Below are 14350 nucleotides of genomic sequence, written 5' to 3'. Positions count from 1 at the left end.
TAAACCTATTTTTGATAAACAAAAAGAGTTGGACCGACAACAAATTGTAAACAGTTTAAAAGAGTTAGGTAGTCAGGTTAAAGAGTTAGAGCAAAGCATTCATAAAGATGCAGGTAAAGAGTCTTCTGACGGCAAAATGGGCAATGATTTTAGTAAAGGTGTCGACTCAGCGGTCTCAATTATTACCGGCATTATCACCGGTGACATCACGGGCGGACTGGCTGGCGCTAGTGCTCCGTGGATAGCGGAGCAAATCAAACTACACACCGGTCATCCTGATGAGAAAGGAAACTGGCACACCGATGATGTCGCCGGTAATCTTATTGCCCATGCGATTTTGGGTGCGGTGGTAGCTGAACTACAAGGCAACTCAGGACTTGCCGGCGGTGCCGGTGCCGTAACCGGTGAACTGGCTGCGAAAATCATTCGCGAGCAGCTCTATGATAAAGAGGTTAAGGACTTAACCGAAGCAGAAAAAGAAAACATCAGTGCCTTAGCCCAACTCGCCACCGGACTGGCTGTAGCCAGTGTAGGCGGTGATGTAGGCGATGTCAGCACGGGTATAGCAGCAGGCAAGAATGCGGTTGAGAATAATTCTTCTGGAATGATAGCATGGGAACATGAGATACAGCTGAATGAACAGTTACAACTTTTGGAATTGTTTAATGGAGATAGTAAAAAAGTCTTGTCATATATCAAAGGAGAAGGGCGTGGAAAACTCGATGGTTTTGCAGATGGAGTTTCTAATACACTATCGAGTATAGGGGATACTATTTTACATCCTGAAGATACAGTTATAAATATGTATGAAGTGGTTACAAATTTAGATAAAGTTTATGATAAAATAAAGATTTCAGCAACTGAATGGCAAGAACTTTATGAATTTTCTTTAGAAAATGATCCAGAATCAGCAGGGTATATGATAGGATATCTCAATGGAAGAGTGGTGAGTGAAATCTCAAGTGGATTCATATTGGGGCAAGGAGCATCAAAAGTAATTCAGAAAGTTGCTGCATTAAAGAATATTAAAAATATAGCAAAAGGTGACAAACCTTTATCTAATGCCGGAAAGGGGACGGCGCTCCCTAACGGTTATACTCCACAAGGAAATAATGTCGTAGGACCAAAAGGTGGGATTTACACTAATACGGGTAAAGTTGATGCAGCGGGTAACCCAATATATACTAATAACGGCGCTTATTATACTTTTGAAAATGGTGCAAAAACAAAAGTATCATCGCCGAATACAAATATTAGTTCCCAAGTTCAACAAAATAATCAACAAGGAAAGAAGTTCGAGAAAAGCTATTATGATGAGTATAAAAGGGATAAAGTAGAATCAGCTAGGGAAGTTACAATTAAAACTGAGAATGGCACCAAAGTTAGATTAGATATGATTGGTAAAGATAAAAATGGTAATATTACATGTATAGAATGTAAAAGCTCTGATAAAGCCCCATTAACACCTAATCAAAAAGTTGGTTTCCCAGACTTGGAAAAAAATGGGGGTACAATTATTGGTGATGGTAAGCCTGGATTTGAAGGGGGAACCAAAATACCTCCAACAAAAGTAGAAGTAGTTAGACCTGATAACTAGAAGGTAATTATTAATATGTCTATAGAAGATTTAAATAAAGTTGATATGATAGGAATCCCCGAAGGAAATAAATCAATAGTAAATTTGGGTTTTACTGATCATTTATCTTGGCATAAGGAAGTGGAAAAACATTTATTATTGATACAAGAAAAAATAAATAGTTATATCAGATTTATAGAAAGTGGTGAAGTATATGAAAGTTTTCCTGCTGCTAAAGGAAGAGACAAATTTTTGATAGAAATATGTTTTAAGTATAAAGTACCAAAAGAATGTCTAGATTTTTTGATAAAAGTAAATGAGTTTCTTTTTACTACCGAGCTTAATATCCAAATTACGTATAAAGAATGGGATAATAACTAATATTTTTGTTTTGTAATATAAAAATATAAATATATGATTCGTGTCATTAATATTAATGATAATTTTATGAATTTTAATTACCAATATTTAATTTATGGTAAGTCCGAAGTCTTACCATCTTTCTTTAAAATCTATTTGATTAAATTATACTTTAAATTCGTAAATCAATCTCTACCACTAACTTGCCCTGTTCAATCTTAATGATAACAGGGCGACCTACATAAAAGCCGAATTGCTCCAGCCACCTGCCTTTAATGGTCAGTTTTGATCTGGGGTTGGGCTTTGTGCCTTGTGGTACGTAACCGACGGTATAAAATCGCTCGTTGAGTTGTGGTTAGCAGTTCGTCGTTAATCTATGCCGTTATTCATTATATTTTCTTAAACCTTCCCGCTCAAACTTAAGTTAATTCTAAGCTTTTCATTTATCCTTTATCTAATATCCACTAAACAAAAGTAAGACAAGTCTCGATCAGTATCGTTACCGGGGGCATGGCACCGACAACGGCTTATCAAAACAGTGATAGTGACTCAAGCACGACAAAATCGGCGGTTGAAAAAGGTGAGTTAATCATCCGCAATAAAGAGCAGCAAAAACAGGATATCAATGAATTAAGTCGGGATACGGAGAGTGCGAATAATCCGCTGAAACAGATATTTGATAAGCAAAAAGAGTTAGACAAAATAGAAACGGTCGAGCTTATCAAGGACATTGCACAGCAGGCAAAAAGTGTAATGAATAAGTATGACCGAATTCAGGCGCAAAATGACGTAGATAAAAATAAGGATGCGTTATCAAAGCAGGAAGCGGAAAAGGCCTATAATAAGCTGAGTGATGCAGAAAAAGCCAAATATAAAACTGTTGATGATTATTATAATCAGAATAAAGAATACTTCTATTACGTTGCGGTTGATGAGCAGTTAAAAACGAATAGAGAAAATAATAAAAACCTGGGTGGAATGGGGGAGTGATGTTAGCAAAGGGATAGACAGTGCGATATCGATAGTGACCGGCATTATCACCGGTGATATTACAGGCGGACTAGCTGGCGCCAGTGCACCTTGGGTCGCGGAGCAAATCAAAAAGCATACCGGTCATAAGGAAGAAAACGGAAACTGGCAGACCGATGATGTAGCCGGTAATCTTATTGCCCATGCGATTTTGGGTGCGGTGGTAGCTGAACTACAAGGCAACTCAGGACTAGCCGGCGGTGCTGGTGCCGTAACCGGAGAACTTGCTGCGGATATCATACGCAAGCATCTCTATGGAAAAGACGTTAAGGACTTAACCGAAGCTGAAAAAGAAAATATCAGTGCCCTAGCCCAACTTGCCACCGGACTGGCTGTAGCCAGTGTAGTCGGTGATGTAGGCGATGTCAGCACGGGTATAGCAGCAGGCAAGAATTCGGTTGAGAATAACTATTTACATAGTCCGGAAGCTGAAGAAAAAAGAAAACTTGTAAATAAATCAAGAACAGTAGAATTAACAGAAGCCGAATTCGAACGGTATATGGAACTGGTTCAGATTGATTATAAGAGAGATAAAGATATAATTGATAATTGTTTTAATGGTAGTCTTGGTAATGAAGCATGCATGAATGTTATAGTGCCAGCGTTAAAAACTAAGTATTCATATGAGGGCTTGCATGGTCAATCTGGGGTTTACTATAGTGACGCGCTTTTATATCCCCAAGAATATCAAAAAATTAAAAACCTATTAGGAGATATCGATTATGACGTCCTCAATTATGAAAAAAGAATAACAGAATATCTACGTCATAACCCCAATAAAACAAGAGCTGATGCAGAAGCGCATATGGATAGAGCTTTCAATAATTATTGGGGTAATTTATCTTTTGCTTTCGCTGAGATGGCTGGTGCTTTATCGGCAGCAAAAATACATAATGTCAAGACACCAACAGCTGGAAAGGGTACGGGTGCTAACAAACCATTAGATAAAACAGCCTTAGAAACGCAACACGGCAAATGAAATGTAGAGCAAGGTGGTGTAAATTATAAAGAGACTAAGGATAAAATACTGGATAATCAGGCTACCAATCCGAAAGCCAACAAAAGTAGCAAATTTGGTGAACATGTAGCAAAAGAGCAAGAGATTAATGCTGGAAAGGGGACTACAACAGTCAAAACTCCAGATGGTATTAGTTTTAATATTGAGCAACCAAAGCATTTAGCAACTGTGGATAAATTTAGTCAAAATGGTATTTCAGGTGGGCATAATGCTAATGCTTTTTATGATGCAGCTAAGCAAAATAATGTTAAAATTTTGAATGAGACACCGACAGGAACTCCAGGCATTACTAAGATTGAGTATCAAATACTTGCGAAAGATAGAGCAGGAAACTTCACTGGGGATTATAAAGGTAATGGTTCGAAACCATTTACAAAGACAATTTATGACCCAAAGATATTTACAGATCAACAAATGCTAGAACTTGGTCAACAAGCAGCATCTAGTGGTTATAAGCAAGCAATCGCTCGAGGGGAAAGAGCATATAATGCGACTGCCGGAGGAGTAACATTTAGGGTTTATATAGACCCTAAAACCGGTACCGTTACTAATTTTCACCCGAAATAGTATATTATAAATATTTGAGGAGTATATTTTGGAAGATTCTATAAATACTGAAACAGATGGGTTTTCACAGCTAAATAAGCATCTGTTTGGGAGACCTCTTAGTATTTCAAAACCTAGTAGTATTATAAAAAATTACTTTGATCTTATGTATAATGATGGCTATTTTCTAAATGCTATCGAAAATATTATTCAAAAAGAATCTTTTATACAGGATGGTGTGTATTGCAATTTCCCTGATATGAATAGTTATTATGAAGAAGAACATTTTGAGGGGGTTCAGTTTGCAATTGGTTATCCGCCAACAGAAGAAGATACGGTAACTGTTAGTGAAAAAACTTGTTATCATTATGTTAGATTAGCCTGTGAAAAGTATCTACAGCTTCATCCAGAGGATACAGATAAGGTTAATGAGTTATTAGCTAAAATACCAGTGTAGATATGGTGATGATATCTATTCTAAATATATTTCTCGTGTTGTTCTGGATACTGAACATTCAAATATTATCCCCAGTATTGAGCAGGGGTCATATTTTACTCTTGGCTTTAGTATCAATTATAAGCAGAACAATTATAATGATTAAGGATAATAACCTATTGATAAAAAATAGGATATTTAGCTATATAAAAAATTTATGGCGAGGCTCTGTGACATTTTTAGATTTAGCGATGATGGACATAATGCAGGTAGTAAGGTAGTTATTGCGAACAGCAACATAAAATATCAAAAGACTAACAATCATATTACTGGTTATAGTGTTAATCAATTCCAATTTATCAACCATCAAAAGTAAGCAGAATATCTCCGCATAGCTTGGCTTAACCTTTTTTCAGTAAATAGAATGCTGGAAAGGGGACGGGTGCCAGCAAACCATTAAACAAAACATCTTTAGAAAAGCAACACGGCAAAGGAAATGTCGAGCAAGGTGGTGGAAATTATAAAGAGACTAAGGATAAAATACTAGATAATCAGGCTACCAATCAGAAAGCCAACAAAAGTAGTAAATTTGGTGAGCATGTAAAAAAAGAACAAGAGATTAATGCTGGTAAGGTGAATGGTGCTACAAATACAGAAAAACTAACAGGTGGTGCTGCTAGGGCTGAACAATATTCAAATAATTGGCCTACAGGAAATCTTGATAAAGCTATTAATGATTTTGCAGGTACAAATCCAATAATAACTACAACTGAAAAAGGGAAAAGAATTTATACTAATCCAACGACAGGTATACAGGTTGTTGAGGATATATCTGGAAACTACTTACGAATTTATAACCCTAATATTTCGGGAAAAAGGGCTTATTTGGATTTGAATGGAAATATTCCTAACAACAAATTATTAGAGAATGGAAAAGAAGCTGGCCGAAATCAAGGTGAATATAATGCGGTAACTCATTTGAATATAGAAAGGAATAAATAATATGAAATGTATATCCGTTCCAGTAAATACAAGTGCAATGGAGCGCATAGATTTTGATAAATGTATCGATGGTGATCTTATTGAGTTAACTCTTGATGAGGATAATTATGCCAACCTTCTAAAGAGTAATGTTATTCAGCAACTTAATAATGAATTAGGACTAAATATTGATGATTATGAAGATGAAAAGATAACCGATATTGATAAACTTATAATTGCTAGAAATATTATTCAAAATACAATAATGTCAAATAATAGCGAAGTGTTAATTAAATTATTAACTCAAGTTGAGAATGCAATAAAATATAAAACAGGGTTATTTTTTTATTTTTAAATATAAATGTGATAGTAAGCTCCTTACCTTAAACAGTGAGGATTTTACTTTGACATCTATACCAATATCTCAAGCCTGATAATCAACAGCCCCCGATCGAGCATCAGTTGGCCGATGATAAGCTGGAAAGGAGACGGGTGCAAAAATATCGCCTGAAAATCAGAAGTACGTCGATATTCTATCACCTGAAGCTAAGCAGCATATATTATATGGAGATGGACCAACAAGTGGGGGGACACATGTACCCAGGAAATCCTGGTAAAACCACATTTCCTAAGGATTGGTCTGCAGACAAAATTGTCCATGAAATAGGGGATATTGCGACATCGCCTAATACACAATGGTATGCACAAACAGGTACTGGCGGTATTTACACGGGAAAAGGTAAACCTGCAAAGTGGGTTTCTTATGAGGTTCGCGATGGGGTAAGAATAAGAGTTGTCTATCAGCCAGCGAATGGAAAAATAATAACGGCATTTCCTGACAAAGCTCCTGTCCCAAATACTTATAAACCAATAAAATAAAGGTAAAAAATGCAATATTTAGATAATAAAATTAAAGAATTTGGTGAATTATTTAAAAATCGCTTAGATAACGATCTTTTACAAGATGCTATTTATTATGTTGATTGCAATGAAAGAGGGTTAGCTTTTGATACAATTTGTGATCATATTAGTGAATACGAAGTGCCGATTACAAAGAAAGAATATGATATTGCAATTAGTATTTGTAATGAATTAAAAATGGATACTAATGATATTAGCATTAAACATATGTCTGATTTAATTTCTGAGTAAAATTATAGCTGGAAAGGGGACTGCAGGAAATATTTCGGGTTTAAGTGAAGCAGAAATAAATAAAATTCTTGCTAAAGAAAAAGGATTTCGTCCAGATCCAAGTACTTATATGTCAAAAGCTGAAATTGGAGCACATTTAGCTAAATTTGATGATGGTGCAGTTAGATTTACGTCAAAAAGTGGAATAAGTAAGCATGGAACATATGGTCCAGATGGTGGTTTTGTTATACCTAAGTCTGAATTTGAAAGAGTAATGTTCGAATCAAAAGGTGATTTAAGAATAGTTGAACAAAAATTAGGGCTAGATAAAGGTTATTTAAGTAATTCTGATACAGTAGTAGTTGTTATAGAAAAAAATAATATTTCTGGATTAAGGATGCCTTCAGGTAATGAAAGTGGAGCTAATAAATTTTGGAAACCAGGTGGTTATACCTCTGGAGGTGTTGTTGAAGCTGTGATGGATTTTTCACATAAACCTCAAGGAACCATACTAAATCTTAATAAAATTAACGAACAATTACTAAGGAAATCAAAATGACGAAAGTAACATTTAATTTTGGAGGAGTTCCCGTTGAAATTGAAGGAGAACCTTTAGAGTATAAAGAACCAATAGTTGAAGAAAATGAATATCCCAAAGGAGCTAGTTGGTGGAGAATAAAACCGGTTGGAGATAAATATTTATTTTCATGTATATCTGGCTCATTAGCAGGTGGTGAATGTAAAACTGAAATTACTAAAGAAGAATTTGATAAACTTCATACTGGAGAAGTAACCGCAAAAGATATTTGTTATAAATATAATATTGGTTGATTTATTTAAAGATTTGTGCATTTATTGCCGGAAGCTGATGGTAGCTATTATTGTTTACTTCCAAATGGTAAAGTACATTATTGGACACCAGATGGCTATAGCAATGATTCTTGGAAAGATCTTGCAGATTGGGTAGAACAAGTATGGATTAATGGAGATTAAATAGTTTATTAGTCAAAATCTAGAATTAAGATCATTATTAAATAAATTATGAAAATAGCCAATTAAAATGAATAGAGTTCTTTTATATCGTTTTAAAGTTTCAAATCAATCTCTATCATCAACTTGCCCTGTTCAATCTTAACGATAACAGGGCAGCCACATAAAAACCAAATTGCTCCAGCCATCTGCCCTTAATGGTCAGTTCTGGTCTGCGGTTGGGTTTTGTGCCTTGTGGCACGTAACCCACGGTATAGAATCGCTCATTGGGTTGTAGTGCCGGTGTTTTGTCTGTGGTTGATTTTAGTTTAGAATGTGTTTTAACCATAATAACTAGCCTCATTAGTTGTTGTGGTTAGCAGTTTGTTGTTAATCTATGCCGTTATTCACTATATTTTCTTAAACCTTCCCTCCAAACTTAAGTTAATACTTAGCTTTTCATTTATCCTTAATCTAATATCAACTAAACAAAAGTAAGACAAGTTTCGGTGAGTGGGTGTACCAACGGCTTATCAAAATAGTGATAGTGACTCAAGCACGACAAAATCGGCGGTTGAAAAAGGTGAGTTAATCATCCGTAATCAAGACGAGCAAAAACAGGATATCAATGAATTAAGTCGGGATACGGAGAGTGCGAATAATCCGCTGAAACAGATATTTGATAAGCAAAAAGAGTTAGACAAAATAGAAACGGTCGAGCTTATCAAAGACATAGCACAGCAAGCAAAAAGTGTAATGAATAAGTATGACCGAATTCAGGCGCAAAATGACGTAGATAAAAATAAAGATGCGTTATCAAAGCTGGAAGCGGAAAAGGCCTATAATAAGCTGAGTGATGAAGAAAAAGCCAAATATAAAACTGTTGAGGATTATTATAATCAGAATAAAGACTACTTCTATTACGTTGCGGTTGATGAGCAGTTAAAAACGAATAGAGAAAATAATAAAAATCTGGGCGGAATGGGGAGTGATGTTAGCAAAGGGATAGACAGTGCGATATCGATAGTGACCGGCATTATCACCGGCAACATCACGGGCGGACTGGCTGGTGCCAGTGCACCTTGGGTAGCGGAGCAGATAAAAATCCAGACAGGAGATAATGAAACTGCCCGTTTAATTTCTCATGCGATTTTGGGTGCCGTGGTAGCTGAACTACAAGGCAACTCAGGACTAGCCGGCGGTGCCGGTGCCGTAACCGGAGAACTGGCTGCGAAAATCATTCGCGAGCAGCTCTATGGTAAAGAGGTTAAGAACTTAACCGAATCTGAAAAAATATAATACCTGTGCCCTAGTGCAACAATATTTTAATGGTAATATCTGATCACCACCAACGATAAAAGTGGTGTGTTGGTCCAATTCCTTTACCAATGTTTAAATCATCAGCATGACGAATGGCGCCATGAAGATATTCTTTCGCTTGTTTAACTGCTTGTTCTAAGCTGTTTTTAGGCAGTAGAGCTGCAATAGCTGCTGATAATGTACAACCTGTACCGTGCGTATTTTTCGTTTGAATTCTTTGCGATGTCATTCGGATTGTTTGGTCTGAGGTGATTAAATAATCTGGACTTTCTTGACTGGCTAAGTGCCCGCCCTTCATTAGAACCGCTTTACAACCTAGTTTAAGTAAATCTTGCCCTTGTTTTAGCATCTCATCTTCATTTTTCGCTTCATCACAATCTAAAAGCGCTGCGGCTTCGGGTAAGTTAGGTGTAATAATTGTTGCCAGTGGCAATAATTGCTCTCGTATGGCGGTAATGGCATCGGGTTTTAAAAGTGCATGTCCCCCTTTAGCGATCATAACTGTATCAAGTACAATCGATGGTATAGGATGATTTTTTAATAACTGATAGACAGTTGTGACAATTTCTTTATTCATTAGCATACCAATCTTCACACTATCAATGTGAATATCTTGATATAGGGTATTAAATTCTGCTTCGATAAATTCGGGCGGAATTCCAAATACCGCATTAACACCTTGGGTGCTTTGTGCTGTTAATGCGGTAATGACAGACATGCCATACGCACCAAGTGCCGAAAACGTTTTGAGATCGGCTTGGATGCCAGCTCCCCCACTGGGATCTGAACCAGCAATAGTTAGGGCTGTAATTGTCATGATGTTGCTTCCTATCTAGCTTGATGTATTTTATTAATTAGTAAGGTGGTTGCTTGTTCAATATTGGTTTGACCACAAATAGCAGATACGACTGCAACGCCTTCAATTCCTGTTTGTATTATTTCTGTAACTTTTGTTACGTCGATACCACCAATGGCAACAGCAGGACAATGTTTGGTTTTGACTAATTGAGTTAACCGCTCTATACCTATTGCCGGTGATGCATCTTTTTTGGTTGAAGTCGGATAGATAGGACCAATTCCAATATAATCGACGTTTTGCCAAGGCACGGTTTCAAGTTCTTGTTGATTTGAAACAGATAGTCCTAACCATTTATTTTTACCGATCAATCGGCGAGCTACATCAACGGGCAAATCATTTTGACCAACATGCACACCATCTGCATCGACAGCTAAAGCAATATCCACATGATCATTAATCAATAGGGGTACTGATGTTTGACTGAGTGCTTCTTTTAAGGCTAAAGCAGCTTTATACCAATCTTTGCCTGTCAATTCTTGTTCTGATCGTAATTGTACGGCGGTTACACCGTTAGCAACGGCTTTTTTGGTGGTGTCGACCATGCCACTGATTCCCCCACATAGTGTCGGATCGAGCACTAAATAGAGAGTAAGATCCAATTTTTTCTGCATGCTACGTCCCTATTAGTATGATGAATAAAATTGTGATAATTGATCTAATAACGATACGGCAAAACTGCCTAATCCAAGCTGTTTATTTGCCTTTTCTCCAGCTTTTTTCATCATATAGCAAGCGGCTGCTGTGGCTAAAAGTGGATCGGTTGAATTTACAATAAACGCTGCAACCATAGCAGATAAGGAACAGCCTGTTCCGGTAATTTTGGTTAAAGCAATATCACCGCCTGCTATAGCGTAAGTCGTATGACCATCAGTAATATAATCAATGTCACCAGTCATGGCGATGATAGTCTGGTAATCTTGTGCCAATTGTTTTGCATATTGTAAAGCGGATTTTGTCGAGTCTTGACTGTCCGGGCCTTTTGATGATGCAAGTTGACCGCTAAGCGCTAAGATTTCCGAAGCATTGCCACGAATAACGGTGGGTTTAAATGATAATAATTGATGCGCAATTTCGGTACGATAAGCAAGTGCCGAACCAACGGCAACAGGATCAAGTACCCATGGAGTTTGGCTCTGTTGAGCTTGGCTTGCTGCAAGTAGCATACTTTTGGCGGTATTGGGATTAATTGTACCGATGTTAATCAGTAAACTATTAGCAATTTTAACAAATTCAGTCACTTCTTGTTCAGCAATAATCATTGCTGGTGAAGCACCAATAGCAAGTAGAACATTAGCTGTAAAATTTTGTACAACATCATTTGTTATACAATGAACTAATGGTCGTTGCGTTTTGACAAGATTAATAAAAGGTGTAACTTGAGTGATTTGAAGCGATGTGGTTACTGACATGTTCATTCCTTATTTGATTTATCGGGAAGAATTTGCCTATTGTAAAGTTGAATGGCTAGACTTCCCTACGCTGGTGTTATCCAGATCAGGTTCAACGGGTAAACTCTCAGTTTTTTAATGAATAAAAAACACCCCGAGTCAAAATTATGCTTATATTATGAACTGTCTATTGGCTTTTAACAAGTTTGTATAATAGAAAATTTCGATTTAGATGTTATTGTAACAATTTTTCGATATCGGTAATCGCTCTTCTATCCGGCAAGAAAATAATCAGGTGATCATTCTCTTCAATCGTTAAATCCGTGTTGATAATAATAACATCTTCATCACGTACAACTGCGCCGATTGTTGCCCCAGACGGTAGCTTTAATCCATTGATGTTTTTCCCGACCAGTTTTGAATTTTCTTTATCACCATGCGCAACGATTTCCACAATTTCAGATTCGCCTTGTCGTAGTGATACAACTTTGACGATGCCTGTTTGTCTGACATGACTTAAAAGTTCAGAAATAGTAGCGTGTTGGGGTGAAATAGCAATATCAATCACACTATCATTAATGAGTTCTAGGTAAGCTTGTTTTTGGATTAAAACGATGACTTTTTTCGCGCCCATTCTTTTCGCTAGCATCGATGACATAATATTTGACTCATCATCACCCGTTACCGCAATAAAAAGATCGGTAAGTTCAATCTGTTCTTGGGATAGCAATTCTTGGTCTGATGATTCGCCATGTAATACCGTGGTATTAAGTAACTGTTCAGCAATGAGTTCTGCCCGTTCGGCATTGCGTTCAATTAGTTTGACTTGATAATCATTTTCTAAACGCTTAGCCAGTGCAAGCGCAATGCCGCCACCACCACTAATGATAATTCGTTTATAGGGTTTTTCTAAACGTTGTAGCTCACTGGTCACGGCTTTGATATTGGTTGGCGGAGTAATAAAATACACCATATCGCCAGCTTCAATTAAGGTAGAACCCAGTGGACGAATAAAGCGATTTTTACGGTAGATAGCAACGACTCTGGCTTCAACATGCGGAAGATGTTCTTTAAGCTCTGATAGTTCACTGCCAACTAGCGCGCCACCATAATACGCCATAACGGCGACTAAACACACACGGGTATCGTTGAATGAGGCAAATTGTAATGCGCCTGGATATTGAACAAGATGACTAATGTGGTTAGTAATAAGGTTTTCTGGTGCAATGATATGGTCGATATTGATACACTCTTTATTAAAAAAAGGATATCTTTTATCATTGTATTCCGGTGCGCGGATACGCGCCACTTTTTGCGGAATATTAAACATGACATGCCCAATTTGACACGCCATCATGTTGATTTCATCAGAATTGGTAACAGCAACAAGCATATCAGCAGATTCAGCACCGGCACTTTCAAGAACTTGTGGATAAGATGATTTTCCACAAATGACTTGTAAATCAAAGCGCTCTTGCAAAGATTGCAATTTATCATGATCTTCATCGACAACAGTGACATCGTTCTGTTTTTCAGTAACGAGATATTCTGCAAGCGCACTGCCTGTTTGTCCTGCCCCAAGAATGATAATCTTCATAACTAACCTATTTTAATTAAATGGCTCTTCTATCTTTTATTATTATGGTGATAATAAATGCCTATATTAAGCCAATTAATACTGTTTAGTGTTAATAATAATTATGTTATTTGATTTTAGACTATACAAAACCGATAGCGTCATAGACCTTTTTCAATGTGATATCCGCTTTAGCTCGAGCTTTTTCAGCGCCTTCTTTCATGATTGAAAAGAGATAATCTTCATCATCACGATATTGGTGATATTGTGTTTGTAATTGACTTATCATATCAATCACTTGCGTCGCCACTTCCGTTTTAAGATGTCCATACATTTTACCCTCAAACTCTTTTTCAAGTTCGGTGACGGGTTTTCCTGTTACGCCAGTTAATATATCTAGTAAATTTGATACACCTGCTTTATTTTTTAAATCATAACGTACAACAGGTGGTTCATCAGAATCGGTCATTGCACGTTTGATTTTTTTCTCAATATCTTTAGGATTTTCAAGTAATCCAATTACATTGTTTCGATTTTCATCGGATTTGGACATTTTTTTCGTTGGATCTTGTAATGACATTACTCTTGCACCAACTTTAGGGATAAAGGGTTCCGGAACAGTAAAAATATCACCATACAGGGCATTAAAGCGCATTGCAATATCACGGGATAATTCGAGATGTTGTTTTTGATCGTCACCAACAGGGACTAAATTAGCTTGATATAATAAAATATCGGCTGCCATCAAAACAGGATAATCAAAAAGCCCTGCATTAATGTTTTCAGCATGTCGTGATGATTTATCCTTAAATTGTGTCATGCGACTGAGTTCACCAAAATAAGTATAACAGTTCAATGCCCAACCTAATTCAGCATGAGCTGGTACATGAGATTGTACAAATATAGTGCTTTTTTTCGGATCAATACCGCATGCTAAGTAAAGCGCCATGGTATCAAGGGTCGCTTTACGCAGTTTTTGAGGATCTTGTCGTACCGTAATGGCATGTTGGTTAACAATACAATAAACGCAATCATATTCCGCTTGTAAAGCAACCCAATTTTTTAAAGCACCCAAGTAGTTGCCAAGTGTTAGTTCTCCTGATGGCTGAGCGCCACTAAATACAATCGGTTTACTCATAATTTATTCCTAATCTATTCATT

Annotated in this window: 19 protein-coding genes, 2 pseudogenes and 1 riboswitch; of the genes and pseudogenes, 14 read left to right on the top strand and 7 right to left on the bottom strand. The window is 36.9% G+C overall.

The genetic code is table 11. From position 1 onward, the window contains the following. Both ACKJXD_RS02240 and ACKJXD_RS02235 read left to right on the top strand, forming a co-directional pair. A partial coding sequence (locus ACKJXD_RS02240; protein WP_430875385.1) for a VENN motif pre-toxin domain-containing protein occupies positions 1-1597 on the top strand: 1597 nt, incomplete at its 5' end. A 15-nt stretch (positions 1598-1612) separates the two neighbouring features. Further along, positions 1613-1957: a DUF6572 domain-containing protein gene (locus tag ACKJXD_RS02235; RefSeq protein WP_430875384.1), complete on the top strand. Its 345-nt coding sequence runs from the start codon at positions 1613-1615 to the stop codon at positions 1955-1957. Between the two features lie 151 nt (positions 1958-2108). Here ACKJXD_RS02235 and ACKJXD_RS02230 read toward each other — a convergent pair. Beyond that, positions 2109-2267, bottom strand: a pseudogene (locus ACKJXD_RS02230) (SymE family type I addiction module toxin); the annotation flags it as partial. A 179-nt stretch (positions 2268-2446) separates the two neighbouring features. On the opposite strand from ACKJXD_RS02230, the gene ACKJXD_RS02225 reads away from it, so the two are divergent. The 11 genes and pseudogenes from ACKJXD_RS02225 (at position 2447) to ACKJXD_RS02175 (ending at position 8070) form a co-directional block, all read left to right on the top strand. Further along, entirely contained in the window at positions 2447-2926 is a 480-nt protein-coding gene (locus tag ACKJXD_RS02225) for a hypothetical protein (RefSeq protein ID WP_430875383.1), read from the top strand. Continuing rightward, a complete protein-coding gene (locus ACKJXD_RS02220) occupies positions 2910-3944 on the top strand; it encodes a VENN motif pre-toxin domain-containing protein (protein WP_430875382.1) in 1035 nt (344 codons plus the stop codon). Before ACKJXD_RS02225 ends, ACKJXD_RS02220 begins: the two co-directional genes overlap by 17 nt. A 45-nt stretch (positions 3945-3989) precedes the next feature. Further along, on the top strand, positions 3990-4550 hold the full coding sequence (locus ACKJXD_RS02215) for a CdiA family toxin C-terminal domain-containing protein (RefSeq protein WP_430875396.1): 561 nt from the start codon (positions 3990-3992) through the stop codon (positions 4548-4550). Between the two features lie 28 nt (positions 4551-4578). After that, a complete protein-coding gene (gene cdiI / locus ACKJXD_RS02210) occupies positions 4579-4986 on the top strand; it encodes a ribonuclease toxin immunity protein CdiI (RefSeq protein ID WP_430875381.1) in 408 nt (135 codons plus the stop codon). A 612-nt stretch (positions 4987-5598) separates the two neighbouring features. Further along, complete coding sequence (locus tag ACKJXD_RS02205) at positions 5599-5967, top strand: hypothetical protein (RefSeq protein ID WP_430875380.1); 369 nt, start codon at positions 5599-5601, stop codon at positions 5965-5967. A 1-nt stretch (position 5968) separates the two neighbouring features. Then, positions 5969-6301: a hypothetical protein gene (locus tag ACKJXD_RS02200; RefSeq protein ID WP_430875379.1), complete on the top strand. Its 333-nt coding sequence runs from the start codon at positions 5969-5971 to the stop codon at positions 6299-6301. Between the two features lie 166 nt (positions 6302-6467). Then, positions 6468-6825 (top strand): annotated as a pseudogene (locus ACKJXD_RS02195) (EndoU domain-containing protein); the annotation flags it as partial. 9 nt (positions 6826-6834) lie between these two features. Beyond that, entirely contained in the window at positions 6835-7098 is a 264-nt protein-coding gene (locus ACKJXD_RS02190; protein WP_267360403.1) for a MafI family immunity protein, read from the top strand. Between the two features lie 109 nt (positions 7099-7207). Continuing rightward, positions 7208-7636, top strand: a complete 429-nt coding sequence (locus ACKJXD_RS02185) for a hypothetical protein (RefSeq protein ID WP_430875378.1) — start codon at positions 7208-7210, stop codon at positions 7634-7636. Then, entirely contained in the window at positions 7633-7908 is a 276-nt protein-coding gene (locus ACKJXD_RS02180; RefSeq protein ID WP_267360399.1) for a hypothetical protein, read from the top strand. The genes ACKJXD_RS02185 and ACKJXD_RS02180 overlap by 4 nt, the downstream gene beginning before the upstream one ends. A gap of 15 nt (positions 7909-7923) precedes the next feature. Further along, a complete protein-coding gene (locus ACKJXD_RS02175; RefSeq protein WP_430875377.1) occupies positions 7924-8070 on the top strand; it encodes an SMI1/KNR4 family protein in 147 nt (48 codons plus the stop codon). 118 nt (positions 8071-8188) lie between these two features. On the opposite strand, the gene ACKJXD_RS02170 is transcribed toward ACKJXD_RS02175, so the two are convergent. After that, the gene (locus ACKJXD_RS02170; protein ID WP_430875376.1) at positions 8189-8395 is read right to left on the bottom strand and encodes a SymE family type I addiction module toxin; all 207 of its coding nucleotides are present in this window, start codon (positions 8393-8395) and stop codon (positions 8189-8191) included. 164 nt (positions 8396-8559) lie between these two features. Here ACKJXD_RS02170 and ACKJXD_RS02165 point away from each other — a divergent pair, with 164 nt between their 5' ends. Next, complete coding sequence (locus ACKJXD_RS02165; RefSeq protein WP_430875375.1) at positions 8560-9345, top strand: hypothetical protein; 786 nt, start codon at positions 8560-8562, stop codon at positions 9343-9345. Between the two features lie 43 nt (positions 9346-9388). Here the strand turns inward: ACKJXD_RS02165 and thiD are convergent, their stop codons facing one another. The 5 genes from thiD to trpS all read right to left on the bottom strand — a co-directional run bounded on the left by thiD (position 9389) and on the right by trpS (position 14327). Further along, positions 9389-10186, bottom strand: coding sequence for a bifunctional hydroxymethylpyrimidine kinase/phosphomethylpyrimidine kinase (gene thiD / locus ACKJXD_RS02160; RefSeq protein WP_430875395.1), 798 nt, complete (start codon positions 10184-10186; stop codon positions 9389-9391). A gap of 8 nt (positions 10187-10194) precedes the next feature. Next, a complete protein-coding gene (thiE, locus tag ACKJXD_RS02155) occupies positions 10195-10836 on the bottom strand; it encodes a thiamine phosphate synthase (protein ID WP_430875374.1) in 642 nt (213 codons plus the stop codon). A 12-nt stretch (positions 10837-10848) separates the two neighbouring features. Beyond that, entirely contained in the window at positions 10849-11634 is a 786-nt protein-coding gene (gene thiM / locus ACKJXD_RS02150; protein ID WP_430875373.1) for a hydroxyethylthiazole kinase, read from the bottom strand. 45 nt (positions 11635-11679) lie between these two features. Further along, positions 11680-11780: riboswitch (TPP riboswitch) on the bottom strand. A gap of 68 nt (positions 11781-11848) precedes the next feature. Further along, positions 11849-13210, bottom strand: a complete 1362-nt coding sequence (gene trkA, locus ACKJXD_RS02145) for a Trk system potassium transporter TrkA (RefSeq protein ID WP_430875372.1) — start codon at positions 13208-13210, stop codon at positions 11849-11851. Between the two features lie 121 nt (positions 13211-13331). Next, positions 13332-14327 (bottom strand): tryptophan--tRNA ligase, encoded by a 996-nt coding sequence (trpS, locus tag ACKJXD_RS02140; protein ID WP_220215587.1) that lies wholly within the window; start codon positions 14325-14327, stop codon positions 13332-13334. Positions 14328-14350: the final 23 nt, after the last annotated feature.

The sequence above is a fragment of the Gilliamella sp. G0441 genome (assembly GCF_050589305.1).
Classification (GTDB): domain Bacteria; phylum Pseudomonadota; class Gammaproteobacteria; order Enterobacterales; family Orbaceae; genus Gilliamella.
The sequence above is the reverse complement of the archived record's forward strand: the minus strand, read 5'-3'. Positions and strand labels throughout refer to the sequence as shown.

Excerpts from the sequence above, each read along its gene's own strand:
- ACKJXD_RS02180 (WP_267360399.1), top strand. The coding sequence starts at position 7,633 with ATGACGAAAGTAACATTTAATTTTGGAGGAGTTCCCGTTGAAATTGAA.
- ACKJXD_RS02200 (WP_430875379.1), top strand. The coding sequence starts at position 5,969 with ATGAAATGTATATCCGTTCCAGTAAATACAAGTGCAATGGAGCGCATA.
- ACKJXD_RS02185 (WP_430875378.1), top strand. The coding sequence starts at position 7,208 with ATGTCAAAAGCTGAAATTGGAGCACATTTAGCTAAATTTGATGATGGT.
- thiE (WP_430875374.1), bottom strand. The coding sequence starts at position 10,836 with ATGCAGAAAAAATTGGATCTTACTCTCTATTTAGTGCTCGATCCGACA.
- ACKJXD_RS02225 (WP_430875383.1), top strand. The coding sequence starts at position 2,447 with ATGGCACCGACAACGGCTTATCAAAACAGTGATAGTGACTCAAGCACG.
- ACKJXD_RS02170 (WP_430875376.1), bottom strand. The coding sequence starts at position 8,395 with ATGGTTAAAACACATTCTAAACTAAAATCAACCACAGACAAAACACCG.
- ACKJXD_RS02235 (WP_430875384.1), top strand. The coding sequence starts at position 1,613 with ATGTCTATAGAAGATTTAAATAAAGTTGATATGATAGGAATCCCCGAA.
- thiM (WP_430875373.1), bottom strand. The coding sequence starts at position 11,634 with ATGTCAGTAACCACATCGCTTCAAATCACTCAAGTTACACCTTTTATT.
- ACKJXD_RS02190 (WP_267360403.1), top strand. The coding sequence starts at position 6,835 with ATGCAATATTTAGATAATAAAATTAAAGAATTTGGTGAATTATTTAAA.
- trpS (WP_220215587.1), bottom strand. The coding sequence starts at position 14,327 with ATGAGTAAACCGATTGTATTTAGTGGCGCTCAGCCATCAGGAGAACTA.
- trkA (WP_430875372.1), bottom strand. The coding sequence starts at position 13,210 with ATGAAGATTATCATTCTTGGGGCAGGACAAACAGGCAGTGCGCTTGCA.